General features: G+C 58.1%; 27 protein-coding genes and 1 riboswitch. Of the genes, 17 read left to right on the forward strand and 10 right to left on the reverse strand.

Translation table 11 applies throughout. The features are described from left to right. Both ACGK9W_RS17910 and msrB read left to right on the forward strand, forming a co-directional pair. On the forward strand, positions 1 to 1,500 hold the full coding sequence (locus tag ACGK9W_RS17910; RefSeq protein ID WP_405417926.1) for an ATP-binding protein: 1,500 nt from the start codon (positions 1 to 3) through the stop codon (positions 1,498 to 1,500). Between the two features lie 79 nt (positions 1,501 to 1,579). Next, on the forward strand, positions 1,580 to 2,803 hold the full coding sequence (gene msrB / locus ACGK9W_RS17915; protein WP_008177071.1) for a peptide-methionine (R)-S-oxide reductase MsrB: 1,224 nt from the start codon (positions 1,580 to 1,582) through the stop codon (positions 2,801 to 2,803). Between the two features lies 1 nt (position 2,804). On the opposite strand, the gene ACGK9W_RS17920 is transcribed toward msrB, so the two are convergent. Beyond that, positions 2,805 to 3,533, reverse strand: coding sequence for a 3'-5' exonuclease (locus ACGK9W_RS17920; protein WP_008177073.1), 729 nt, complete (start codon positions 3,531 to 3,533; stop codon positions 2,805 to 2,807). Then, the gene (locus tag ACGK9W_RS17925) at positions 3,526 to 5,400 is read right to left on the reverse strand and encodes a putative nucleotidyltransferase substrate binding domain-containing protein (RefSeq protein WP_405421099.1); all 1,875 of its coding nucleotides are present in this window, start codon (positions 5,398 to 5,400) and stop codon (positions 3,526 to 3,528) included. Before ACGK9W_RS17925 ends, ACGK9W_RS17920 begins: the two co-directional genes overlap by 8 nt. A 122-nt stretch (positions 5,401 to 5,522) precedes the next feature. Then, positions 5,523 to 5,746: riboswitch (cobalamin riboswitch) on the forward strand. 134 nt (positions 5,747 to 5,880) lie between these two features. Between ACGK9W_RS17925 and ACGK9W_RS17930 the strand changes: the two genes are divergently transcribed. The 13 genes from ACGK9W_RS17930 to ACGK9W_RS17990 all read left to right on the forward strand — a co-directional run bounded on the left by ACGK9W_RS17930 (position 5,881) and on the right by ACGK9W_RS17990 (position 14,951). Next, positions 5,881 to 7,719: a TonB-dependent siderophore receptor gene (locus ACGK9W_RS17930; RefSeq protein WP_053113671.1), complete on the forward strand. Its 1,839-nt coding sequence runs from the start codon at positions 5,881 to 5,883 to the stop codon at positions 7,717 to 7,719. A gap of 30 nt (positions 7,720 to 7,749) precedes the next feature. Continuing rightward, positions 7,750 to 8,634, forward strand: a complete 885-nt coding sequence (locus ACGK9W_RS17935) for a cobalamin-binding protein (RefSeq protein ID WP_288367871.1) — start codon at positions 7,750 to 7,752, stop codon at positions 8,632 to 8,634. Beyond that, entirely contained in the window at positions 8,621 to 9,595 is a 975-nt protein-coding gene (locus ACGK9W_RS17940) for an iron ABC transporter permease (protein WP_092031308.1), read from the forward strand. Before ACGK9W_RS17935 ends, ACGK9W_RS17940 begins: the two co-directional genes overlap by 14 nt. Further along, positions 9,595 to 10,359 carry an ABC transporter ATP-binding protein gene (locus ACGK9W_RS17945; protein ID WP_405417930.1) on the forward strand — a complete coding sequence of 255 codons (765 nt, stop codon included), beginning with the start codon at positions 9,595 to 9,597 and terminating at the stop codon, positions 10,357 to 10,359. Before ACGK9W_RS17940 ends, ACGK9W_RS17945 begins: the two co-directional genes overlap by 1 nt. A gap of 221 nt (positions 10,360 to 10,580) precedes the next feature. Next, complete coding sequence (locus ACGK9W_RS17950; RefSeq protein ID WP_405417932.1) at positions 10,581 to 11,189, forward strand: hypothetical protein; 609 nt, start codon at positions 10,581 to 10,583, stop codon at positions 11,187 to 11,189. Between the two features lie 114 nt (positions 11,190 to 11,303). Continuing rightward, complete coding sequence (locus ACGK9W_RS17955; protein ID WP_288367878.1) at positions 11,304 to 12,026, forward strand: hypothetical protein; 723 nt, start codon at positions 11,304 to 11,306, stop codon at positions 12,024 to 12,026. Between the two features lie 33 nt (positions 12,027 to 12,059). Next, positions 12,060 to 12,503 (forward strand): hypothetical protein, encoded by a 444-nt coding sequence (locus ACGK9W_RS17960; protein WP_288367880.1) that lies wholly within the window; start codon positions 12,060 to 12,062, stop codon positions 12,501 to 12,503. A gap of 158 nt (positions 12,504 to 12,661) precedes the next feature. After that, a complete protein-coding gene (locus ACGK9W_RS17965) occupies positions 12,662 to 12,880 on the forward strand; it encodes a type II toxin-antitoxin system Phd/YefM family antitoxin (protein WP_405417934.1) in 219 nt (72 codons plus the stop codon). After that, the gene (brnA, locus tag ACGK9W_RS17970; protein WP_288365781.1) at positions 12,870 to 13,142 is read left to right on the forward strand and encodes a type II toxin-antitoxin system BrnA family antitoxin; all 273 of its coding nucleotides are present in this window, start codon (positions 12,870 to 12,872) and stop codon (positions 13,140 to 13,142) included. Before ACGK9W_RS17965 ends, brnA begins: the two co-directional genes overlap by 11 nt. Then, positions 13,123 to 13,347 (forward strand): addiction module protein, encoded by a 225-nt coding sequence (locus ACGK9W_RS17975; protein ID WP_288365782.1) that lies wholly within the window; start codon positions 13,123 to 13,125, stop codon positions 13,345 to 13,347. The genes brnA and ACGK9W_RS17975 overlap by 20 nt, the downstream gene beginning before the upstream one ends. Further along, positions 13,344 to 13,637, forward strand: coding sequence for a type II toxin-antitoxin system RelE/ParE family toxin (locus tag ACGK9W_RS17980; RefSeq protein WP_405417937.1), 294 nt, complete (start codon positions 13,344 to 13,346; stop codon positions 13,635 to 13,637). Before ACGK9W_RS17975 ends, ACGK9W_RS17980 begins: the two co-directional genes overlap by 4 nt. Before the next feature lie 38 nt (positions 13,638 to 13,675). Beyond that, the gene (locus ACGK9W_RS17985; protein WP_008177087.1) at positions 13,676 to 14,026 is read left to right on the forward strand and encodes a RidA family protein; all 351 of its coding nucleotides are present in this window, start codon (positions 13,676 to 13,678) and stop codon (positions 14,024 to 14,026) included. 76 nt (positions 14,027 to 14,102) lie between these two features. Further along, positions 14,103 to 14,951 carry a sulfurtransferase gene (locus ACGK9W_RS17990; RefSeq protein WP_008177089.1) on the forward strand — a complete coding sequence of 283 codons (849 nt, stop codon included), beginning with the start codon at positions 14,103 to 14,105 and terminating at the stop codon, positions 14,949 to 14,951. A 28-nt stretch (positions 14,952 to 14,979) separates the two neighbouring features. Here ACGK9W_RS17990 and ACGK9W_RS17995 read toward each other — a convergent pair whose 3' ends face one another. After that, entirely contained in the window at positions 14,980 to 15,504 is a 525-nt protein-coding gene (locus ACGK9W_RS17995; protein ID WP_273155710.1) for a cytochrome b, read from the reverse strand. A gap of 63 nt (positions 15,505 to 15,567) precedes the next feature. Continuing rightward, entirely contained in the window at positions 15,568 to 15,912 is a 345-nt protein-coding gene (locus tag ACGK9W_RS18000; protein ID WP_053113681.1) for a hypothetical protein, read from the reverse strand. 219 nt (positions 15,913 to 16,131) lie between these two features. Between ACGK9W_RS18000 and ACGK9W_RS18005 the strand changes: the two genes are divergently transcribed. Both ACGK9W_RS18005 and ACGK9W_RS18010 read left to right on the forward strand, forming a co-directional pair. After that, the gene (locus ACGK9W_RS18005; protein WP_053113683.1) at positions 16,132 to 16,857 is read left to right on the forward strand and encodes a response regulator; all 726 of its coding nucleotides are present in this window, start codon (positions 16,132 to 16,134) and stop codon (positions 16,855 to 16,857) included. Beyond that, positions 16,854 to 18,272: an ATP-binding protein gene (locus ACGK9W_RS18010; protein ID WP_405417941.1), complete on the forward strand. Its 1,419-nt coding sequence runs from the start codon at positions 16,854 to 16,856 to the stop codon at positions 18,270 to 18,272. The genes ACGK9W_RS18005 and ACGK9W_RS18010 overlap by 4 nt, the downstream gene beginning before the upstream one ends. Positions 18,273 to 18,278: 6 nt before the next feature. Here ACGK9W_RS18010 and ACGK9W_RS18015 read toward each other — a convergent pair whose 3' ends face one another. The 6 genes from ACGK9W_RS18015 to ACGK9W_RS18040 form a co-directional block, all read right to left on the reverse strand. After that, positions 18,279 to 18,509 carry a hypothetical protein gene (locus ACGK9W_RS18015; protein ID WP_008177099.1) on the reverse strand — a complete coding sequence of 77 codons (231 nt, stop codon included), beginning with the start codon at positions 18,507 to 18,509 and terminating at the stop codon, positions 18,279 to 18,281. A 30-nt stretch (positions 18,510 to 18,539) separates the two neighbouring features. After that, positions 18,540 to 20,288, reverse strand: coding sequence for a glycosyltransferase family 39 protein (locus ACGK9W_RS18020; RefSeq protein ID WP_008177100.1), 1,749 nt, complete (start codon positions 20,286 to 20,288; stop codon positions 18,540 to 18,542). Between the two features lie 9 nt (positions 20,289 to 20,297). Further along, on the reverse strand, positions 20,298 to 20,966 hold the full coding sequence (locus ACGK9W_RS18025; RefSeq protein ID WP_008177101.1) for a TVP38/TMEM64 family protein: 669 nt from the start codon (positions 20,964 to 20,966) through the stop codon (positions 20,298 to 20,300). 1 nt (position 20,967) lies between these two features. Beyond that, positions 20,968 to 21,735 carry a glycosyltransferase family 2 protein gene (locus ACGK9W_RS18030; RefSeq protein WP_008177102.1) on the reverse strand — a complete coding sequence of 256 codons (768 nt, stop codon included), beginning with the start codon at positions 21,733 to 21,735 and terminating at the stop codon, positions 20,968 to 20,970. 93 nt (positions 21,736 to 21,828) lie between these two features. Beyond that, positions 21,829 to 23,250, reverse strand: coding sequence for an ATP-binding protein (locus tag ACGK9W_RS18035; RefSeq protein ID WP_405417944.1), 1,422 nt, complete (start codon positions 23,248 to 23,250; stop codon positions 21,829 to 21,831). Further along, entirely contained in the window at positions 23,241 to 23,927 is a 687-nt protein-coding gene (locus ACGK9W_RS18040) for a response regulator transcription factor (RefSeq protein WP_008177104.1), read from the reverse strand. The genes ACGK9W_RS18035 and ACGK9W_RS18040 overlap by 10 nt, the downstream gene beginning before the upstream one ends. Positions 23,928 to 23,988 lie beyond the last annotated feature (61 nt).

Here is a 23,988-nt window from a genome sequence, read left to right on the forward strand (position 1 = left end):
ATGGCCCTGTCTGTCTTCCGCACCCTTTATGCCCGGCTGGCGATCGGTCTGTTCCTGCTGCTGCTCGTGGTGGGTGGGCTCTTTACCTTTCTGAGTCTGGCTTCGGTGAGGGAATACTCGGCTGCGGTCAACCAGCAGCTGAACCGCGACCTCGCCCGTAACCTGGTGTCTGACCGCAACCTGGTAACCGATGGCAAGCTCAACCGCGATGCCCTGAAGCAGCTCTTCGAGCTGTACATGACCATCAACCCCAGTATCGAAATCTACCTGCTGGATACCGAAGGTAATATCCTTTCCTACTCCGCCGACCCGAACAAGATCAAGCGCAACCGGGTATCCCTGGAACCGGTACGCACGCTGCTTGAAAACCCGGGCGCTTACCCACTGCCCGGCGATGATCCGCGCAGTCATGACCGGCGGAAGGTCTTCTCGGTAACGCCGGTGCCTTCGGCTGCGGATCCAACGGGTTATCTGTACGTGGTTCTGCGCGGCGAGGAGTACGACCTGGCCGAGAGCATGGTGCACAGTAACCGGCTCCTCCAGTTAGGCGCGGGCGCGCTGGCGGTGAGCCTGTTCGTCGGCTTGCTGGCCGGGCTGGTGTTCTTCCGGTTGCTGACGCGTCGGCTGTCGCGGCTGACCGAGCGGGTGGAATCCTTCGAGCGCGGCATGTCTCCGGAGCGCGCCGCCGCGGTGGCGGGCAAAGGCGATGACATTGATTACCTGGCCGCCCGGTTCGATCAGATGGCCCAGCGAATTGTTGCCCAGCTGGACCTTCTGAAACACAAGGATGCCCAGCGCCGGCAGCTGGTTGCCCAGGTCTCCCATGACCTTAGAACGCCACTGGCATCCATCCAGGGTTATATCGAAGCATTGCGCATGAAACAGGACACGCTCGCCGCCGAGGAGCGGGCACGTTTCCTGGATGTGGCCCTGACCGAAAGCCACCGGCTTGGTCGTCTTGTGGAGGAACTGTTTGAACTTGCCGCACTGGATGCCCGGGAGAAACAGCCGAAGACGGAACCGTTTGTGGTTGCCGAACTGCTGCATGACGTGGTGCAGAAGCACCAACCCGAGGCGGAGCGCGCAGGCGTTGCCCTGTCGATTGTTTCCGTCGCTCCGGTCCAGGTGCTGGCGGATATCGCCATGACCGAGCGGGTATTGGATAACCTGATCAGCAACGCCCTCAGCCATTCGCCGAAAGATACGGAGATCACACTGGGCGTTGTCGAACAGGCCGGGGGTGCGCAAATTACCGTCGCCGACGCTGGCCCCGGTATCGATGATGAGCACCTGGAGCACGTCTTCGAACCCTTTTATCAGGCCGCAGGTGCGTCCAGGACGGGCCATGCCGGTCTGGGGCTCGCGATTGCCCAGCGAATGGTGACGCTGCAGCAGGGAAAACTCTCGGTACGCAATGCCGATGGCGCCGTTTTCAGTGTCTGGCTGCCCCTGGCCCGCGACAGCTCGGTCGCGGGCGGCGAAAAATCCACAGCGTTATGAATTCGTAATACCTGGTGAACGTTTTCGTGAATCCACCGCCCTACGCTGTAGGTATGGAATCACGTGAAGGAGATATCTGATGAAACGCAAGATCATGGGTCTGTTTTCCGCAGTGGCATTTGTCTCTGCAGTTGGTCTGTTCACCACCTACGCGGTTGCCGAAAAGTCGGAGTCGCAGATGAGCAAATACGCACCGGATCAACCGGGTCTGGCCGTGGCGACCTTTGCTGGCGGTTGTTTCTGGTGTGTTGAGGCCGGGTACGAAAAGCGGGTGCCGGGCGTGGTGGAAGTAGTCTCGGGCTATTCTGGTGGGAAAGAGGCAAGCCCCTCCTACAAGCAGGTTGCCTCGGGGCAGACTGGCCATACCGAAGCGGTACAGGTCTATTACGACCCCAACGAAATGACATACGAGGGCTTGTTGCAGGCGCTCTGGCGGATGATGGACCCGACCGATAATCAGGGTCAGTTTGTGGACCGCGGCCAGCAGTATCGTCCTGCTATTTTCTACCATAACGCTGAGCAGAAGCGCCTGGCCGAGGCGGCCGTTGCAGAATTGGAGGCATCCGGAGTTTACGAGAAACCCGTGGTGATCGAAATCGTGCCGTTTGAGAAATTTTACCCGGCGGAGGAATACCACCAGGATTATTACGACAAAAACCCGGTGCGCTACAACTTCTACACCTTCAACTCTGGACGCTATCAGTTTATCGAGAAGGTGTATGGCGAAGATTACGAGCTCGATTACACCCGGTTCCAGGAGAATGCCACAGTGGACGCCAGTGACGATCTGGTGGGCGATGAAAGCGCCAGCACAGAGCCCGGCCAGATGGGCGTTGGCTTCGATCCGGCAAGCTTTGAAAAGCCGGCTCAGGATGTCCTGAAGCAGCGCCTGACGGATATGCAGTACGAGGTGACCCAGGAAGACGGCACCGAGCCGGCGTTTAACAACAAATACTGGGACAACAAGAAGCCAGGACTCTACGTGGATATTGTCTCCGGCGAGCCGCTGTTTTCTTCACGGGACAAGTACAAATCCGGTACCGGCTGGCCCAGCTTTACCCGGCCGATCACACCAGACGCGGTGGTGGAACGTGAGGACAACTCGTTCTTCATGACCCGTACGGAAATCCGCAGCAGCCACGCGGATTCCCACCTTGGCCATGTCTTCAACGATGGCCCTGCGCCAACCGGACTACGCTACTGCATGAACTCCGCGTCTATGGACTTTATCCCGCTGGAGAAGATGGAAGAGGCCGGTTATGGCAAATGGGTTGATGACGTCAGACCAGAGAGCGACGCCTGACTCACAACCACAAATCCGCCACCCGGGTGTCCCGGCTGAAATGGTGCAACACCTGGGCCTGCAGGAGTTCAGCCGTGGCAACCGCATCAATCAGGGCGTTGTGGGCGGCATAGTGAGGCAGCCCATAACGCAGCCGGCTATCAGCCAAGCGAATCGACACGGGCTTCTTCCCCAGCAGTTGTTGCCAGCGTGACGGGTTTCGGTCCGGGTGCAGGTGAGCCTCAATGGCCATGGTATCGATCAACGGAAACCGGATTCCTTCCCCCAAGCGCCATTGCAGGGCAACGTCGAAGAACGATCTCTCGATGTTGCGGTAGTGAACCACGGGGATACGCCCATTCAGGCTGGCAAACAGATCCTTCAGGATATCGTTCAAATCCGGGGCCTGGTCGATATCACTGTGGGTAATGCCGTGGATAGTAATCGAGGTCTGGTGTAGCGGGAGCTTGGGCCGCACGATCCAGTGGCGGGCTTTGCCCAGCTGGATGCCGTCGAGCGTAAACGGCACCAGACCGATACTGACAATCGAATGTTGATTGGCGTCCAACCCGGTGGTCTCGAAATCGAGCGCGACAAAGGGCACCTCGGATAAGGGCGTCTCCGGCGACACACACCCACTCTCGTAATAGGCTTTAAGAATCGGGGACTTGCTCTGCTCCGCCAGGGCCTTGAATTGCTCGGGCCATGGCAGGCGTGTAACAGAATTCTCGGCCTGCTCCTCACTAGACATTACGGGCCACCCCGGCGTGATACCGGAATTTCAGGAACTTCTGGGCACCGCTGACTACCTGGAACGCATCCTTGAGATGGCTGCGCTCAAACGGTGAAAGGTCTTCGGGCCGTACGTTGTTGTCCGGCTGCCGGTCAGCCTCGATTGCCAGGGCCTGGTGTCGGATACGAACGATGGAGATAAACTCAAGCGCATCCCTCAGGTTGCCCAGATCGTCGTCCAGCAGGAGCTTGGTGTTGCCAATGGCTTTCAGTCGTTCGAACGAGTTCTGTGCACGGGAGCCGCAGGCCAGGGCATGAACCCGGATCAGATCCGACAGGGGCGCTGTTCCGCGACGTTTCAGGTTGAAGGTCTTCTGGTGCTTGCCATCCTCTTCCAGCACGAAAGTCCGGAAAAAGCCGATCGGCGGCGTGCGGTTCAGGGCGTTGCGCGCCAGCATTGCCAGGAACCGCTGGCTGTTGCTGGCTTTGTCCGCCACCAGTGTCTTGAGCTGTTCGGCAAAGTCGGTCTCGCCGTAGATGCCATCCAGATCAAAGAAAATATTGCTGTTTAACAGAGCCTCGGCTTTCGGATTATCAATCCAGTCGGTGAAGTAGTCCTTCCAGACGCGCAGTGGCTGCCGCCATTTCTGGTTGGTGGCCATGATGTCGCCGGTGCAGTAGGTATAGCCGCACTCCGCAAGGCCATCGCTGACAAATTTCGCCAGCGCCAGGAAGTATTCGTCGTGTTCTTCCGGCACAAAGCTGTCGTCCAGGATCATGGCGCTATCCTGGTCCGTGACCACCAGCTGCTCGTCCCGCGCCATGGAGCCGAGGGCCATAAAGCAGTAGGGCACGGGTGGGGGGCCGAGTTTCTCCTCGCCCAGCGCCAGCAGACGTTGTGTAAAGCTGCGCCCGATGCCGGCCATGGCACTGCCAATCATGTGGGAGTTGGCATCTTCGTTCACCATGCGAACAAAGCTGTCCCGCACATCCAGGCTGATCTTCTTCAGCCCTTTTACATCCTGCTGATGGTAGATGTTGCTGACCAGGTATAGGCTGCTCTGACTCTCGTACTTTACGATGTCAGACAGCGCAATCACCCCGCGAACCTCATCCCGATCCATCACCGGAAGATGGTGCACATTGTTGTGCAGCATGGTGAGCATGGCCTCGAATATGAACATGTTCGAGCGGATGGTGATCAGATCCTCCGACATGATCTCGCTGATCGGAGTTTCCGAGGCCAGGGCTTCGCTAAGGGCCCGGGTGCGCAGGTCCCGGTCGGTAATGATGCCCTTGAGCAGGGGCTTTTCACCTTCCTCGTCCATCAGCAGCAGTGCGGAGACGCCGTTTTCGGTCATGATCCGCGCCGCTTCCTGCAGGCGAACGGTGTGGGGCGCTGATACCGGCTCCCGGGCAATCAACCGGGTAACCTTGGATGTCATCAGTTGGTTGGACTTTTCCCGACGGGAAACGGCAGAGCGCAGGCGACTGCGGTCTTCAATCTCGACGAAATCGGCGAAGTTGTCCTCATTTTCCCACAGGTACTGGAAGATTTCTCCCGGAATCTTGTAGACCAGTGTGTCTTCCAGGGCTTTTGCCGGAAATCGCACTTTCCGGTTCATCAGGAGGCCAAACTGGCCGAATATTTCGCCTTCGCTGATGCGGTTATACAGCTCGCCCGAACGCCGATAGATTTCTACCGCGCCACTGCGCACGTAATAAAGCCAGTTACTGGGCTCGCCGAATTCCAGGATCTGGCTGCCGGCCTTGAAGTAGACTACCTCAATACCGCCCACCACCCTGTCGAGCAGCTCCTCGGTCATCTCGTCAAACGGCGAGTATTGAGCCATGTGATTGCGGATGTCGACCAGCTCGGCCTGCATAAAACTCCCTGTTTTGGCGAAGAAAAAATGATTGTCAGTCATGGAATATAGCAGTGGCAGAGGCCTGCGACCATGTCGACCTTTGATGGATTTCATTGACCGCTTACCCCGGTGTTGCTAGCCTTGCCACACTTTTTTCAGGTGCCCGTCGCAAAGCGCGACGGGTGAAACGGGAAATCGGTGAGCCTGGTCACGCCAGTGCAAGTCCGATGCTGCCCCCGCAACGGTAAGCAGGACAACGGCAATCTGTGCGCCACTGTGTCGCCAAGACATGGGAAGGTGATTGCCCGGGAACCCAGAGTTCCGCCTGCCAGCCCGGAGACCGGCCTGGAAAAACACCCGATGTTGCGGTGGGCAACCTGGGTGGGTGATATGCCGGTTCCGCATTCCTGACACCAGTCTACCGCCTGCCCCCATTCCCTGTTCCGCAACAAAACCCAGATTCCCGTGCGGGTGCGCGCGGAGTGCGGAGCAAGTTTCATGTTCAGAATTCAAAGCCCTGTTTTACTGGCCGGCGTTGCCATGGCCGCCCTGCCTCTGGCCGTTTCGGCCCAGTCTGCCCCTGAATCCGATGCCCTGGATCCCATCGTGGTTACCGCGACACTGGGGCCGAAGACCGTTGGGGAGAGCCTGTCTTCGGTTACGGTCATCGAGAAGGAGGATATTGATCGGCAACAGCCCGCGGAATTCCGCGACCTGCTGCGCGCCCAGCCGGGGATCAACGTGGTGTCGGACGGCAGTTACGGCAAGACTACCAGCGTATTCCTGCGTGGCGCTGGCAGCTCAGGTACCGTGCTGCTTCTCGATGGTATCCGCCTGCGCTCGGCCTCTGCGGGTATCCCACCCTGGCAGTTTTTGCCTCCCGAATTGATGGAACGGGTTGAGCTGGTGCGAGGTGCGAAGAGTTCCCTCTACGGTGCCGATGCGGTGGGTGGTGTCATCCAGGCGTTCACCCTGGAACCGGAGGCCGGGCGCCAGGGTTGGGGCGAGCTGAAAGGCGGTTCCCATGAAACCCGTGAGGCAACGGCCGGGCTGGCTGGCCGGGAAGGCCGTTCGTCGTTCCTGGCCGGTGGCGTTTATTCGGATACCGATGGCACGAACCTGCGTGCTGGCGGCGAGGACAAAGGATTCCGGAACGCTGGTGGCCTGGCCAAACTGAGCCACAGTTTTGACCAGGGCGGCGGCGCAGGACTGACGGTTTTCCAGTCTGAAGGTAATACCGAGTTTGAAGGCGGTGATACCGATTTCCTGATTCGTGCCATGGGGCTGCATCTGGAAGCGGTTGCCAGTGACTACTGGCGTACACGTATCCAGTTCTCGGAAGCTCGCGACGAACAGGATACCTTCGGAGCCAATCCCAGCACGTTCGACACCCTGTCTCGCTCCGCGCGCTGGGAAAACACCCTGACGGCCGGTGTTCATGAGCTGGTTCTGGGTACGGAGGTCATGCTTGACGAAGTGGATGGCACCAGCAATTTCACAGAAGACAGCCGGACCAACAGCGCGGTTTTCGGTCAGGGCCGTTTGAACTTTGATGCCACCGATCTGATGCTCAGTCTGCGTCTGGATGACAACGAGGCCTATGGCAAAGAGGAGACTGGCGGTGTGGCCTTCGGTCACCAGCTGGACCGCGCCCATCGCTTTCGCCTCAGCTATGCGACATCGTTCCGGGCACCCACCTTTAATGACCTTTACCTGACGGTGCCGTTCTACACCGGTAATCCTGACCTCGATGCGGAAGAGGGGCAGATGGTCGAAGCCGGTTTCTCCGGGCGATATGACCGGTGGTACTGGGACATTGCGCTTTATCAGAACGACGTGAAAGACCTGATTACCTACGTGTCGGACCCGGTGACCTTTGAGGGCACCATGGAAAACGTCGAGACGGCCAGAATCCGTGGCGTTGAGGTTTCTTCCGGTATCGAGACGGCTGACTGGAATCTGGCGGCAGCAGTAACCTACGCGGATACCGAGAATCGCGATACCGGCGCCCGTTTACCACGCCGCGCGGAAAAAAACGTGCGTCTGGATATTGATCGCCTGTTCTCCCAGTGGTCGGTGGGCGCCAGCTTTATTGCCGAGAGTGACCGCTATAACGATGCGGCAAATACCAGTCTGCTGCCGGGCTATGGCACGGTAGACCTGAGAGCGGCCTGGAATTTCCAGCCTGGCTGGTCGGCCTCATTCAAGGTCGATAACATGCTGGATCGTCGGTATGCCACCAGCATCGGATATGACAGTGCGACCTTCGCGCCCTTTGATTATCTGGCCGCCGGACGAACCTTCATGGCCTCGGTGCGCTATGATTTCCAACAGTAAATTCATTGATCTGAGAGGCTCCCGCCCTCTATGAGGCACCTATGGCTCGCTGCACTGTGTGTACTGTCTCTGCTTGCGCCCTCGTTGGCGCAGGCCCAGGGACCCTGCGTACGCGATGCACTGAACCAGAAGGTATGCCTGGCCGAGCCAGCGCAGCGTATTGTTTCTTTGTCACCGGGTGCCACTGAGCTGTTGTTCTCCGCCGGTGCCGGCGAAAAGGTCGTTGCGGTGAGTGCCTGGAGCGACTACCCGCCAGAGGCGGAGAACTTACCGCAGGTGGGCGACAGCAATCGCCTGGACCTGGAAGCCATTGTTTCGCTGGCACCGGACCTGGTGGTGGCCTGGGTGGATGGCAATTCCCGCAGCCAATTGGAACGGCTGTCTGACCTTGGTATTTCCGTATTCTGGCTAGCCCCGCGAACGTTTGACGACATTGCCGCGGCGGTATCGGATCTGGCGTTGCTGACGGGTTCACCGGATCTCGGCAATGAGCGGGCCGAAGCGTTTCGTGCAGAAATAGTCAAACTTAAAGCTCAGTATGCCGATGCCAGACCGGTTAAGGTGTTCTACCAGATATGGGACCAGCCACTGATGACCGTGAACCGGGACGAGCTGATCAGCAAGGCCATAACCCTGTGCGGCGGAGTGAATGTGTTTGGCGGGCTGCCACGGCTGGTGCCCCGGATCAGCCGGGAGGCGGTTCTCGAAGCCAACCCTGAAGTCATTATTACCGCCGGGTCGTCGGACGACAGGCAGTGGCTGGAAGCCTGGCGCGAGTTTCCGGGCCTGGCAGCGGTAGCCGCCGGCAACCTCTTCCTCGAACCGCCGGACCTTCTGGCGCGCCCCACGCTACGTATGGCAGACGGCGCCAGGCACCTGTGCCAGACCCTGGAGCAGGCCCGTGCCTATCTCTAGCCCTTACAAACCTCTCCTCATTCTGCTGCTGGCGGGCTTTCTGGCGGCACTGCTCTCCGTCAGCATTGGCAGTACGTCCATCGGTTTTGGTGACACTCTGAGGGTGATCACCGGCAGTGGCACCGAGTTGCAGCAAACGCTGATTCTGGAGCTGCGCCTGCCTCGCACCCTGAGCGCGTTCGCAACTGGCGGATTGCTGGCCGTGGCCGGGGCACTGATGCAGGTATTGTTGCGAAATCCCCTGGCCGATCCTTATGTGTTGGGGCTTTCTGGTGGCGCGGCAGTGGGTGCGTTATTGGCCATGCTGGCCGGCGCTGCCGGTTTTCTGATATCCGGCTCCGCGTTTGCAGGTGCCATGCTGGCCACCCTGCTGGTGTTTGGTCTGGCTCACGGCAGTGGCAGCTGGACCCCATCGCGGCTGTTGCTTACCGGTGTGGTGGTCGCCGCCGGCTGGGGCGCCATGATTACCCTGATCCTCTCGATGACCCCGGCCAGCCGATTGCCGGGCATGCTGTATTGGTTGATGGGCGATCTTTCCCACGCCGCCACTCCGTGGCCGGGACTGATCATTCTTGTGCTCGTATGCCTGATGGTGTTTCCGCTCGGCCGGGCCCTGAACGTGCTGGCACGGGGCTCCCTGCAGGCGGCGGCGCTGGGCGTTTCGGTGCGGCCACTGGAATGGTCGATCTACCTGATGGCCAGCCTGCTGACCGCAGCCGCCGTCACCATGGCCGGTTCGGTTGGTTTCGTTGGCCTGGTGGTACCGCACATGTTGCGGCTGGTGCTGGGCAACGACCAGCGCCTGATTCTGCCGGCCTGCGCACTGGCGGGCGGTACGCTGCTGGTGCTGGCGGATACCCTGGCGCGGGTGGTGATTGCGCCGGAGCAGTTGCCGGTTGGGGTGATCACCGCGCTGATCGGCGTCCCGACCTTCCTGTACCTGCTGTATAGGAGCCGATGATGACACGCCTGGCAACCGAAGCGCTGATTATCGACATTCCGGGCCGCAGCTCAGGCGTTCCCCTGAATCTGGCCATCGAACCGGGACAGGTCTGGGGCGTGCTGGGCCCTAACGGTGTGGGTAAAACCACCTTGCTCCATACTCTCGCAGGATTGCGGGAGCCCAGAAGCGGAAAGCTGCTGCTTGATGGAACGCCGTTGGACGGCATCCGCCGCAAGACCGTATCGCAACGCATGGGCCTGGTATTTCAGGACCGGCAGGATGGATTCCCGGCCACGGTCCTTGAGACCGCCCTGATCGGCCGCCATCCCTGGTTATCTCCCTGGCAGATGGAGAGCGGCGAGGATCTCGCAATTGCAGAAAAAGCGCTGGAAGCGTTGGACGTTATCCACCTGAAGGATCGCCTGGTGAATACCCTCTCCGGCGGCGAACGCCAGCGGGTAGCCATTGCCACCCTGATGACCCAAAGCCCGGAAATCTGGCTGTTGGACGAGCCGACCAATCACCTGGATTTACAGCACCAGACCGCCGTTATGAAACTGCTGCGCCAACGGGCCGCTGCGGACCGCGCAATCTTCATGTGCCTCCACGACCTGAACCTGGCCGCCCGATGGTGCGACCAGATTCTTCTCCTGTACCCCGACGGCCAGGCCTGCTGGGGCCCGGCCCGCGACATACTGGTGACTTCTGCGCTCGAAAGCCTGTTTGGCCAGAGCTTGCTCTCTGCCGAACTGGATGGGTTTCCGGTGTTTGTGCCGGGTTAAAGGTCTAATCACGGACCACAAAGAGCTTGGGAATAAATGATTAGGGGGCGGGCGAAAAGTCGAAAATTGACGCCTATCCCCGGCCCGTCTACGGTTTAAGATTGGTAATTTTTCGATACACAGTGGAAATCTAGAACTGTCGAGTGGCGGAAAAGTGAAGTTGGGATAGATGTCATTTGTCGTTGAATTAGCTGTCAGAAAAAAGGAGCCGTATCAGAGATATGGAAGAGACTATCCGAACTTTGTGTGAAACCATTCGAAAAGTAAGGTCTATGCCTTCCCATTTTCGAGTGTTTGCCATTGGGGAAAATCATTTTTTCCGCGCAATTGATGGTAGGTATTCGTGGTCTGAGCACTTCAACGAGTTCGGTTATGCGGATATTAGGGTGTTCGATAGAGGCTTGATTTTGGCTGCATTTGCTAAGCTTGAACTGTTAGTAAATGAAACTATCAATCTTCACATAGTAAACGCAGACTCGTCGAAAATAGATGATCTATCTTTCATAGTTAACAAGCTCCCTTTTCAGCAAAGAATCAGAGCACTAAAACAGTTTGGTTTGATCAATTCGTCGCTGGAGAAAAAACTAAAAGATTTAGCCGCTAACCGGAACCAGCTTGCCCATGAGTGGAACGAAAACTCTGCGAAGTATCGAGATGGTTTTCTCCAAGATGATGAAAATTTTGAGCTCTTCAGCACAAATTTTAAACGAGCATTTGAGTCGTTAGTGAATCTCTATCAGAAAGTTCAGGTCGACGTTGATTATGAGGTTTATTTAAGAGGAGTCCTCGCGGAGCTTAAAAAACATAGTGATGGTGAGGTTCAAGGCTGATTCTAACTAGTTGGTTAACAGGGCGCCAAATACGCTGCCCTTTGTTTCCGCCCGTTACCAATCGCGTTAACTCGAAAATTTCAATAAAATCACTTAACCTAGAGGGGTCACAAAATGGCTGAGGCTGCTTCCATTGGAGAGCTGGTAGTAAGCGGAATCTCTCACGTTGCGTGGCCTGCAACAGTCCTGACACTCGGGCTAGTTTTCCGAGGTGGCATCAAGTCCGGATTTGAGAAACTTTTTAGTAGGTCTAGCTTGAAGGAATTCAAAGCTGGAGCGGCTGGAATATCTGCCACTTTTGAGGCAGAACGGCAGATAAGCGCGGAAACATCTGACCTTACTAATGCGGACAAGGGCCCAGCTGTATTACCTCAAGGGCAAGACTACGAAGAGTTAGTCGCCAGACAGCAAGGGCAAGAAACTCCGTATTCCCAACGACTTTACGAAAATGTTGTTGCGCATTTGAATGCATTGGGAGTAGACGATCAATCAAAGATTGACCTCCTCAGTAAAGAAGTATCTCTCCTTCAAAACTCTGTTCAATGTTTGAATGTCGCTCGAGTTTTGTTCAGATCCCAATTTGAGCTATTCAATTCACTTCGTGATGGGCCAGGTGTAGTTACTCAAGGGGAGATAGAAAATCACTTCAAACTGGTGTCATCAGAGCATCCGGATGCTCTCCAAAGTTGGGATTATCTGAAGTATCTTTCCTATCCAGTTACTGCCGGCTTGATGGTTTACGCACAAGGTAGCTATCGGCTTACAGAGTTTGGAAAATCGTTTGTCGATTTCATGAGGATGAGTCCAGCAATTATTGATGATCTGGCTAAGCTGTAAGAGTAGTTAAAAAGTGCGTCAACGAGTTTTCATATGATCGGAACCTTGGAAGACCTAAAAGATATAGTTGCTGAATACTGTGCAAATTATCGGCATCCTGACCTCGAAGACTTCACATTAGGTCCACTATACGATTTGTTTCCAGGTCAAGCAGGCGGAATGCTGCACGCTGAACTCAAATGGAATGAGACTTGGCCAAGTAACGGCCAAGCCGGTGTCTATGCATTTCTCGATGGTGCTGGCGCATTAGTCTACATCGGCAAGTCATCGATGAAGAGCTCAGTTAGTGCGAGATTGAACGCGTACGCCAGCTATGGTCCGGATAAAAGTTGCAAGTTGAAGCACGATGGTTGGATTGATCAACCTCGATATGAGTTCATAATTGGTGTCCCTCGAACAACGTCGTTTGAGGCCGCGGCCCTGGAAGAGTTCTTGATTCGCGAAATTCCAACTTCTGATAATGTGAACGGAGTTTGAGAGCTTCGTTAACGAAGCGGTCAACCGGACGCCAAAAGCGTACCACTTTTGGTTCCCCCGCTGCGCTCCGGCGCTGGTTACAATCAGCGTTAGCTGTGAATGCCTCACCCACAAAGTGATGCTGCAGTGTCACTGCCAGTTTGGATCAGGGTGAACCCATGAAAATTGAGCTTGTTACAAACCTCAAGCGCCAAGCTACAAAAATCCTGGCTGATCTGCACCGGTCTAAAGAGCCGGTACTGATAACTGAACATGGCCAGCCATCGGCTTATCTTGTTGATGTGCAGGATTACGAATTCATGCAGCGTAGAATTGAGCTGCTTGAGGGGCTCTCACGTGGAGAGAGTGCTGTAGAGGTTGAGCTCTATGAAAGCTAAAGACTTCGACAAAAAATTTGAGGAAGGTCAGGAAGACATTGTTGATGACTTGGACCTGTCTTCTGCTCGCCGCGTTAATCAGGAAGAAAAGCGAATCAACGTCGATTTCCCGGCTTGGGTTGTCGACTCGTTGGATCGTGAGGCTGCGCGCATTAGCGGAGCGTTAAAGCGAAAACCCGAGTCGTGGCACCGTATTCCCATTCGTGTCAAAATTGGACGATACGTGAACGAGGGATTTTTCCATGAATCTCCAAAAAATTGAAGACGAGGCGCTCCACCTCCCTAAAGAGGAGCGAGCCCAATTGATCCAGCGACTGGTGTTGAGTCTGGAGTCTCCGTCAGAAGAAGAGCTCAGGTCCGATTGGTTATTTGAGGCCCGGCGCAGGGGTGAAGAGCTCGACAATGGCACAGTTCAGGCTGTGTCTGGCGATGAGGTCATGAAGAAGGCTAGAGCACTGATTAAATGACCTATTCTTTTCACCCGGCAGCGGAAGCCGAGTTCCTGGAGTCAGTTGGTTATTACGAATCAAAAGTTCCGGGATTGGGTGGTACCTTTATAGAGGAATTTGAGGCCCTGGCCAATTTAGTTGGCGAGTCACCCAAAGCCTGGCAAGTCGAGTTGCCACCAGATATTCGTAGAGCGCCCCTTCACAGATTTCCCCTGTCTATTGTTTACCGAGAGATGCCTGATGGTTTTCAGGTTCTGGCTGTTGCCCATGACCGGCGGCGTCCGCAGTACTGGCTGGGCAGGCTTTAACAATCCGCCACACGGCGACCACCAACAAGGCCATCACCATGACCATTGAACGTATTTCCACCAACAGCCGAATGAGCAAGATCGTAAAACACAACGGCACTGCTTACCTTTGCGGTCAGGTTGCCAAGGACCGTAACGCCGATATTCATACCCAGGTAACCGGGATGCTGGAGAAAGTGGACGAGCTGCTCGAGACCGCCGGCTCCAGCCGCGATCGAATCCTTTCGGCAACCATTTACCTGGCAGACATGGCCGATTTCAAAGCCCTGAACGAGGTGTGGGACAACTGGGTGCCTGAAGGTACGGCGCCGGCCCGGGCCTGCGTTCAGGCTCAGATGGCGTCGCCGGAGTTGCTGGTGGAAATCTCGGTGATTGCCGCAACGTCCTGACGGCAGCCGGGAAGGTCTGGCGATTTGTCGGCCTGAGAAGTCGGCCGTTTATTTCTGGTAGGAACAGGAGCACACCATGGCGTCCCCACTCGTAACCACCGACTGGTTGCAGGAAAACCTCGATAACGAACGGTTGGTTCTTATCGACGCGAGTATGGCCACGGTTATTGGCAAGGAGCCGATCGTTTATGATCACCCGGTGTGGATACCGGGGAGCTTCCAGATTGATCTGGAGGGAACGCTCTGCAATACGGAATCGTCCCAGCTCCATGCGTTTCCTACCGAGGAACAGTTCACTCAGGAAGTTCGCAGGCTGGGCATAACGCCTGAAAGACTGGTGGTGCTTTACGACAACCAGGGAATCTATTCCGCTCCCCGGGCCTGGTGGATTCTGCGGTCGATGGGCCTCGAACAGGTTTTCGTGCTCGATGGTGGCCTGCCACAGTGGTTGGCAGAGGGGCGTGAGACGGTGTCGGCCCCGATTAATAGTGCGGCTTCCGCCGGGAACGTGGCGGGCCGTCTGGACCGCGGACGGGTTCGGGATTCCGCCTTCGTGCTACAGCATCTGGACGACGAGCGAGTTTCGGTGATTGATGCGAGATCCCGGGCGCGGTTCCTGGCTCAGGCCCCGGAACCCCGCCCGGGAGTGCGCGGCGGCCATATTCCGAACTCACTCAGTCTTCCGTTTACCGAGGTGCTGGATGGTTACCGGTTTAAGCCGGTCAGTGAGCTGGAGGCAAAGTTCAGGCATCTCGGTACGAACCTTCAGCCCGGAGACGGGCATCAACTGGTGTTTTCCTGCGGTTCCGGCATCACCGCCTGCATCATTCTGCTGGCGGCCGAGCTGGCCGGGTATGACCAGCTCTCTCTTTACGATGGTTCCTGGGCGGACTGGGGCAGCGACGATTCGCTGCCGGTGGCTTGAGCCCGAGGGTTTTCCTGTATCTTGGCCGTCAGGCCATGCGCTTCATGATCCGGTCTCCCAGCAGGTACTGATGCGCCAGGGCAGCTGCTACGTGTACGCCAATCATGAGCCACAACACGTTGGCCAGCACTTCATGAACCTCTTCCCCGCTGTCTTCCAGCCACTCGATTTCCGGGCCGTAGCCAAAGACTGTCCAGCCGAAAAAGGTAACAGGATCGCCTTCACCGAGGGAGGATGCGAGCCCTGACAGCGGCATCAGGATCATCAGGGCATAGAGCGCAATGTGCCCGAGCTTGGCCATGGTCGCCCATTGAGCCGGTGGTGTTACACGTGCGCGGTTAAGCCAGCGCCAGAGACCGCGAAAGATAACCAGCCCGAAAATGGTCAGGCCCAGGGTCTGGTGCCAGGCCATAAGCGACGCATCAGAGAGTGTGTGTTCCAGGGCTTCAAACCAGACTTCGCTGGCAAGCATTACCAGCAGCAGAACCGCCATTATCCAGTGCACAGCCCGGGAAACGGCACCATAGCGGTTGTCAGCGTCCATCAATGTCATCGCGATTCTCCTTGATCAGGGGGTGGCGGGGCACATTCCGGGCCCCGCGCTGTCAGCTGGCAATCAGTCCCGGCGGCCGCCGCGAACCGGAGCGCCGTACTGGTTGAATTCCTGCTCCCGGATCAGGTTCTGCTCGGCATCCCGCAGTTGTACCCGGTAGGTGCCATCCGGAGTTTCGTCAACGGACACCTTCACGCCCGGACCAAAGCGCCGGAGTGCCTGGCCATAGGCCATAATGCGCATCTCGTCGGTGCTGTACTGCTTGAGGCTGGCGCGCATGTGCTTGCCGTCACCGCGATGTTCATAGCGGTCTTCTTCCCAGTAGTCGTCATCGGCCGATGCCAGCAGGGGCGCCGTGCTGAGCAGAGCAGCGGCAGAGATGGCGGCAATTGTGGTGGTTTTCTTCATGGTTGAACTCCTTGGTTGGTTTAGTGCTTATCGGGAATGCCCTCGTTTGTCAGGATCTATTGCACCAAGGAAACGTCGCAGAATTGTCTCGGTGACCCACCGACTTTGTCGCAACTTGTCGCAAGGCAGGGATTTGCGACGGTTTTTGACAAGATCGCGCCCAAGCGGGAAGTCGACTCCCCTATAATCGGGGCAGACGGTAATTCAACGGAGTAACGAGTGAGCGACTCTCCCACCATCCTGGTCGTCGATGACCACCGGGACATTCGAGATCTGGTCGGCCGCTATCTTCAGGAGCATGGCCTGCGCGTGCTGCTGGCAGATGGCGGCGATGCCATGAAACGACAGTTGCGACAGCACTCCGTCGACCTGGTTGTGCTGGACATCATGATGCCCGGGGACGATGGCCTCACGCTCTGCCGTTACCTTCGTGAGCACACCGAGTTGCCTGTTATTCTGCTTACAGCCATGAGCGAGGAAACCGATCGCATTGTCGGCCTCGAGATGGGCGCCGACGACTATCTCACTAAACCCTTTAACCCCCGGGAGTTGTTGGCCCGCATAAAAGCAGTTCTGCGCCGTACCACGGCGCTGCCACCGCAACGCAGCCCCATGGCCGGGCAGTCCCTGACGTTCGAGGGCTGGACACTGGACGTCGACCGCCATCAACTCATCGATCCGGAAGGTGTCGAGGTGTCGTTGAGTACCGCCGAGTACAAGCTTCTGCTCGCCTTCCTTGAGCACGCCGGCCGCGTGTTGTCCCGTGATCAGCTGATGGACCTGACCCTCGGCAGAGAGGCGGATGCTTTCGATCGCAGCATTGATAATCATGTCAGCCGCCTGCGCCGAAAGATCGACCCGGATGCCCGCAGCCCCAGGCTGATCAAGACAATCTGGGGCGGTGGCTACCAGTGGATTGCTGCGGTCGAAGGGGCTGAACCATGAGACTGTGGCCACGGCGCGCCGGTGGGCAGCTGGCGCTGTTATTGATTCTGGTGCTGCTGGTGGCCCAGGTTATCACCATCGTTATTCTGGCGGGTGAGCGCCAGGGAGCGTTGCGCAGTGCCAGTCTGGAACACGTCCTCCAGCGGGTGGCCGATGGCTATACCCTGACCGATACTACCGATCCGGAACGGCAGGAGCGCATCCTCCGGGCACTCTCCAGCCCGACCCTGCGGCTTTCCATCGATCCAGCGCCCTATCTGACCGAGGATCAGGCCTCCGGCATGAGGCGCCGGCTGGCCGAGGAGCTGGGTCTGCCCGTGGCGCAGGTTCGAACGGCCATGGAGGCTGATGAAGACGACTGCCTGCCGGATCGCGATGATCATCGGGGCCGTGAACGGCATGACGATGAGGATGATGAACACCACGAGTATGAAGAACACCGTGATGATGACGACCATCACGATGAACGGCACGAATGCCCGCCGGTGCTGGGTGTTTCCCTGGCGTTGTCTTCCGGCCAGTGGTTCAATGCCCGGGCCCGGCCACCGGCGCCCTCCTGGCTGTGGTTAAAGGCGACGCTCACCAGCGTTGGCATTACCGCAGTGCTGCTCACGCTGACCTTGTTGCTGGCGGTCCGTCGAATCCTGCGGCCAATGAACGAGTTGAGCCAGGCGGCCCACGCGTTCGGGCGGGGGGAGAAAGTCCGGATTCCTGAAAAGGGGCCGGAGGATGTTCGTGAGGTTACCCGCGCCTTCAACCAGATGCAGGATCAGGTTGGCCGCGCCCAGGAAGACCGGGCAAGGCTGCTGGCGGCTCTCGCTCACGACCTGAGGACACCCATTACCTCCATGCGGCTGCGGGTTGAAATGCTGCCGGAAGGTGAGGACAGGGACCGTCTTCTCGATTCCCTCAGGGAAATGCAGCATCTTGCCGAAGCTACCCTCGATTTCATCCGGGGCACCACCACCGAACAGCATCGTCGCTATGATCTGGCGACCCTGCTGGACAGCCTGTGTGGCGATCTCCAGGAAATGGGGCTGGCGGTGCACTGTGATGACAGCCCGAGATCTGTACTCCAGGGGCAGCCCGAAGCCGTCAAACGTGCCCTGCGTAATTTGATTGAGAACGCGGTTAATTATGGCGAGCAGGCGGAAGTAACACTGGCAACCACAGACACAGAAGCGGTTGTCACGATTGTTGATCAGGGGCCGGGTATTCTGGAGGCGGACCGGGAACGGGTTTTTGAACCCTTCTATCGGCTGGAACACTCACGCAGCCGCGAAACCGGTGGCGCAGGCCTGGGCCTGGCTATCGCCCGCACCCTGATTCGGGGGATGGGTGGCGATATCCGGCTGGGTGCTGGCCCGGGAGGTCAGGGCCTGCAGGTTTCGGTGACCTTGCCCAAAACCAGGTAGGGCCTGTCAGAACAGCACTTCGGCACGGGCAAACCCCAGGGCGTCGAGTGCCTCGACGGTCGCATCCAGGTTTGCGTAGCTGCAGACATGATCGTCGTCTGAGATCAGGAAAAAGGTCTTTCCTTCAATATCCTTAAAAAGTATGACCCATTCGTGCGCATTCGAGGGGGATCGTACGATTTTCACGGAATCAACACGGTTTTCTTTCCGACGGGCTTTAATTTCATGCTTTTTCATCGTTTCTTCTTCTCTTAATCCCTCGCCAGCTCAATCCTGCCAACTGCCGGGCTCAGGCGTGGTAAACCGTTTGACCTTGTCTGGTGGTGCGCAGCTGGGGTTCATTTGTTCATCAGTCAATAATAGGTAGCTGTCCCGGTGGGCCGTGCCCACGGGAATGGCACCCTCTTTGGTGAAGCAGGGTAGCTCAATCTGATCGGCGACGAGGAGATAGCTGTCCTCGGTTTCGCTCATCCACAACCAGGCATTGCGATTTTCCTGTTCCCGACCGGTAAAGAAGCTGAAATGGGTGAAGTCGCGTTTGGAAAACAGCAGGAACTGCTCCCGGAAGTCGATCATGCCGAGCTGCCCGCCGGGCGGGATATGCTGTTCTGCGGCGGCCAGCACGTTGCGAGGAGTTCGAAGCGGCTCAAGAATTCGATAGCCCCAGGTGCCCAGCAGCAGCCAGGTGATCATCATGGCCAGAAACAGACGCCCCAGCGCACGGGAGCGCCAGAACCCGAACAGGGTGATCAGCCAGGCCAGTCCTATGACGAAGACGAACGTCCCCGCCTCGTGCAGTTTGGCCGGGTCGGTGCTGTAGTCAGCCACTTTTTCAACCAACCTGGGGTGGTCGTTCCAGGCCAGGACGCCAACCGCCATCAACGCGATACCGAGCAGTAACTGCACACCTGTCAGGAGCGGCGGAAACCACCCCGCCGGTTTCTGGCTGCTGAGCAGCGGGGCGAGAATCAGCGCCAGCATGGGCAATGCTGGCAACAGGTAAACACCGCGCTTGCCGGGGCTGAGGCTGAAAAACACGATGACCAGGGCAATCCAGCCCAGAAGTACAGGAATAATCGGCCGGTACCGGGCGGTTTCAGACAGGGGCCGGATCAAGGCCAGCAGCAACAGCGGAAGAGGAAACCAGAGCGAGGGAATTACGCTGGTGAGGTAATAGTACCAGGGCTGGATATGGCCCCATGAGTCGGCATAGCGCTCGCCGGTCTGCTTGAACAGGATATTATTCCGATAAGCCAGGGCCTCTTCGGTGCCGAGATTGTTAACGTAAAGCACCATGGGAATCAGCCAGGCGGCAACCACTGCCAGCATGGCCAGCGGGCCCAGTGCGCAGCGCCAGGTGAGCGTGCCACGGAACAATGCGCGATCGCGAAGCTTCATGACCACGATCGGAATGAGCATCAGCGCCGGCAGGAAGCCAACCCCTTTGGTGATGATCCCGAGCCCCATAAATGCCCAGCCAACGAAGTACCATCCCCAGGCGGGCCCGCTAAAAAAGTGTCGGATCAGGCCGTAGCAGGCAACCGCAATCCAGCAGGCGACCATGGCGTCGATCTGGGCTTTCTGGGCCTGGATCACGAACTGGGGCGCAAGCATCAGCAACATGACCGCGATGGCACCGGTTCGCTGGTTCCACAGGCGGGTGCCCAGATCAAAGACCAGTCCCAGTGTCAGCAGGCTACACAGCGCATTGGGCAGCAGGAATGCAATCTTCAGGTTGCCGGTCAGCCAGTAAAAGAAGGCAATACTCCACATGAACACCGGTGGCTTGTCCGGGTAGAACTCACCACCCCGCATGGGGATCAGCCATTGCCCGGAGGCGACCATTTCGCGGGCCACTTCCGCGAACCTCGGTTCGTCGGCAGGCCAGGGGGAACGTAGTCCGATCCCGGTAAAAATCACGACTGCGGCAAAGGCCAGCAGTAACAGCAGGAGTTGATTGCGGGAAAGGTTAAACACGGTGTCCGGCAGGTGGCGGACGAAGGGTGATGCAGGCATGGTTCGGTCTCAGAGAGAGTCGGAAACGGAATCGGCCAGCGTCCTGGCCCTCTGGTTGTGATAGAGAAAAGCACCAATCAGCGAGGCGAGAATGAAAAAGCCGATGCTCACGGCAAGCTGATAGGCATTAGCATTGCCGATACCGGCACCGGCCAGGGCAAACACCAGCATCTGGGGCAGGTAGCCAAGGGTGCTGCCGAACAGGAACGGTGAGAAACGGATCCCGGAGCAGCCTGCGACAAGGTTGGTCACCAGGTTACTGCCCACCGGCAGCAAACGCACCATGAGAACCTTCAACAGCGTCTGCTCCCGGAACAGGCGATCAAACTGCTGCATGCGATGGCTGAACCGCCGGCTCAATGGCGTTCGCAGCAGCCAGCGGGCGGTCAGGAAACAGCCGGTGGCCCCGATGGCGGCGGCCAGGGTCGACAGCAGTGTCCCGTTGAACCCGCCCAGCGCAAAACCCAGCACGAAGGCGAGCAACTGGCGTGGAGCGCCGAGGCCGGTAAACAATGCGCCGGCGAGGGTAATCACCACCAATCCGCCGACACCATGGCTGTGGAGATAGTTCGCCACTTCATTCTGGTCGGCAATGAAGTCGAGCCAGCCGTTGTGGATGGTCAGATAGCCAACCAGCACCAGGGCGGCGAAGGCCAGCCAGCGGGAACCGTTGATCATGTCAGGAGCGCTCCGCCACCGATCCCTGTGGATCGGCCTGACCGGCACTGCTGATAACAGGAACCCGGGTGCGGTGCAGCAACCAGAGTACACCGAGCAGGTCCAGGATGCCGGCCCAGGTCCGGTTCCAGGCGTTGTATTTGGAAATCCCGGCGATGCGTGGGCGGTGGTTTACCTCCACGATGGCAATGTCACCGCCGATCCCGCGTACCAGCGCCGGGATGAATCGGTGTCCGTGATCGAACCAGGGGAGTTTGAGGAAGGTTTCCCGGGGAAACAGCTTCAGGCCGCAACCGGTATCGGGCACGCCATCATGAAGCAGTGCATCCCGCACGCGATTGGCCAGGCGGGACTGGAAGCGCTTCCACGCAGTGTCCTTGCGATTCTTGCGATAGCCGGCAATACAGAAGTCCGGGTTCCGCATGGTGTTGGCTTTCTGCAGCATGGCGGGAATGTCGGCCGGATCGTTCTGGCCATCGCCATCCATGGTAACAATCAACCTGCTCCGGGCCTGTCGGATACCCGATGCCAGGGCACCGCTCTGGCCGATGCTGCGCTCGTGGCGAATGGTCAACAACCGGCCGCCGAGGGCCCGGGCTGTCCGAACGGCTGTGTCCAGCGTGCTGTCTGTGCTGCCATCATCCACCAGCACCACCTCAAAGCCGTGATAGTCACGCATTACCCCATAGGCCTCGGTCAGCAGGGTAGCGATGTTGGCTTCTTCATCCTTGGCCGGTATAACCAGCGAAAGAGTTCTTTCCTGACCCATGTAAAGACATCCTCGAAAACGGAATATCAACCGGGCCGTCTGTCGGCCCTGTTCAATTGGGCCGGAGTATCCTCCTCAAACCTTAAAACAATCTTAAACCTTCTTGAGACGAGAGGTGGCACGGGCCGGGAGCCAGATGCTGACGCACAGGCCCGAGTTGCCATCCGGCCGGTCGCCCAGGGTGAGCTGGCCACCATGAAGTTCAGCGATGCGCCTGGCGATGGCCAGCCCGAGACCCGCGCCACCACCGAGTCGCTGGTCCAGCCGGACAAAACGGCTCAAAGCCCGCTCACGTGCCTCGGCTGGGATGCCGGGGCCCTGGTCGCACACGGTTATATGGTATCCCTCACCGGCAGGCGTGAGGTGTGTTTCGATGCTTGTGTGTTCGGGGCTGTACTGGATGGCGTTCGCCAGCAGGGAGCGCATGAGCGTGTTGATCAAGGCGCTGTGGCAGGAGACCAGGGCCTGACCGGCATCGTCCTGCAGCACGGGGTCGATGTCCTTTTTCAGGGCCAGCGGTGCCACATCGGCAATGCTCTGTTCCACGATGGCAGACAGGTTGTGGTATTCCGGGGTGAAATCGGCACCAGAGTCGACGCGGTTGAGCAGCAGCATCTGCTCAACCAGGTGCACCATGCGGTCCACGGACTGGATCAGACCGCCGTATTGCTCCGGGTCGTTCTCGTAGACTTTTTCCAAATTCAGGCGCAGGGCCGTAAGCGGTGTCCTCAGTTCGTGGGCGGCATCGGCAGAAAACCGCCTCTCCCGTTCCAGGGCCTGGTTGAGGCGAAGGAGCAGACCATTCACCGCCTGCACCAGACCGGCGACTTCCTTGGGCGCCTGCCGGTCGTCCAGTGGGTGTATATTTTCCGGGGCCATGTTGCGGATTGGGCGCTCAAGCTTTAAAAGCGGCCTGAAACCGAGCTGGATGGCGGCACTGGCGGCAAGTAACAGCAGGGGCAGGGCAATCAACAACGGCAGAATGTTCCCCAGGGCCAGTTCCTCGCTAAGCTCCTCACGAATATCTTCGCGCTGTGCCGTCCGGATCCAGAAACCGGTGATTGGATCCTGGAGTGTAAACACTCGCCAGCGAAAGCCACTGGACTCTGCCCAGGAATAGCCGGGTGTCAGTCCTTCGGTATCGTCGGCTTTGAGGGTATCCAGCAATGGTTCGCGCTCCGGGGTCCAGACCTCGAATGCCAGTTTCTTCTCGTACTTGTGCCCGGTTCCACCGGGCAGGATTTCGTTATTGTCAGCTTCAAAATCCACTCCTGGCGTGTCGGGTCGGGGCAGCTCCAGGGTTTCGCTCAAAGTTCTAGGTAGCTGCTCTACAGACTGGGTGTCTGCCAGGTGCTGCACGAGACCCTGAACGATCCGCGTGCTTTGTGCCAGCTCGGCGTCAAACAGCTCCTCAAGCTCGTGGTTGCTTTCGATGTAGCTCCAGGCCGCAGCAACAAGTGCAATCAGCAGAACGGTGGAGGTAACCAGCAGGGTCAGTGTGCGGGTCAGGGACATTCGGTCACCCTGGCGGCAGCCTGGCTGTCGAGCAGATAACCGACACCGCGTAGGGTCCGAATGGTTTCCTTGCCAACCCTGCGACGCAGGTGGTGGATGTGCACCTCCAGGGCGTTGCTTTCCGCGCCGTGGTCCCAGCCGTAAAGCTGTTCTTCCAGCCGTCGTCGTGTGGCTACCTGATCCGGGTGTCGCATCAGGTAGTGAAGAATCTGGAATTCACTGCGGGGCAATGTGGTGGTTTCGCCGCCGCTGGTCAGTTGTCCGTTGTCCGGGTTGAGCACCAGTTGGCCCACCGTCAGACCGTTCTGCGGCACCGAGGAGCCCCGACGTGTGACTGCCCGGATTCTGGCCTTGAGCTCCGCCATGGCGAAGGGTTTGGTGAGGTAGTCATCGGCGCCGGCATCCAGGCCGGTCAGTTTTTCATCCAGACCGGAACGGGCAGTCAGGATGATCACCGGCGTTTGCACGCCCTGTTTCCTGGCTGCCTTCAGGATGTCCAGGCCATCAACGCGGGGCAGAGTCAGGTCCAGTATTGCCAGATCAAAGTGCTCGCTGGTGAGTGCACCCAGGGCCTGCTGGCCGTCGTCGAGCCAGTCCACCGTGTTCTGTCCGTCACGCAACATTCCCAGCATGGTGTTGGCCAGGTGATGGTCGTCTTCTACAAGCAATATCCGCATGGCAGGTCCTGTTACCGGTCTGGTGATCATTCTGGCACAGAAATCTTAAGGCCAGCTTAAG

The sequence above is a fragment of the Marinobacter flavimaris genome (assembly GCF_045057155.1).
Lineage (GTDB): Bacteria > Pseudomonadota > Gammaproteobacteria > Pseudomonadales > Oleiphilaceae > Marinobacter > Marinobacter manganoxydans.